1 protein-coding gene is annotated in these 577 nt (G+C 60.1%); it reads left to right on the top strand.

From position 1 onward, the window contains the following. On the top strand, window positions 1-577 hold a 577-nt coding region (locus tag KIH86_RS16140), incomplete at both ends, for an RCC1 domain-containing protein (RefSeq protein WP_407672289.1).

The following is a 577-nucleotide window of genomic DNA, read 5'->3' on the forward strand; positions in this document are numbered from 1 at the left end:
AGGTACCGCCCTTCCGGCAGGACAAAAGCTGCAGGTACGGGTCAAAGTAACGGATGGAGCGCTCTGGTCGGAATGGTCGAGTGCCCAATGGATGCTGGTAAATGCGGTTCAAACGAAGAACCCGCTGGCAGGTGGTTGGGGAACAAGTGTGATGGTGGGCAGCGACGGACAAGTACAGGCCTGGGGAAGCAACAGCACCGGTCAGCTTGGAGACGGAGGCTCGACCTCCGTGATCCGAACCACCAGGGCGGTGGTGCCGGGCTTAAGCGGAATAATATCGGTAAGCGGCAGCAACCAGCATACGCTGGCATTGAAGAATGACGGCAGCGTATGGGCCTGGGGAGTTAATGCGAACGGACAACTCGGAGATAACAGCACCACACAGCGGAGTACGCCGGTAGCGGTGAGCGGTCTGACGAGCGGTGTGATAGCGGTCGCGGCAGGGACAAGCCACAGCTTGGCACTAAAAAGCGACGGCAGCGTATGGGCCTGGGGCTTAGGCTATGGGAATGTACCGGTAGCGGTCAGCGGTCTGAGCGGTATCGTGGCGATCGCGGCAGGGTCGGGGCAGAATCTG

Source organism: Paenibacillus sinensis (assembly GCF_019904155.1).
Taxonomy (GTDB): domain Bacteria; phylum Bacillota; class Bacilli; order Paenibacillales; family Paenibacillaceae; genus Paenibacillus_AQ; species Paenibacillus_AQ sinensis.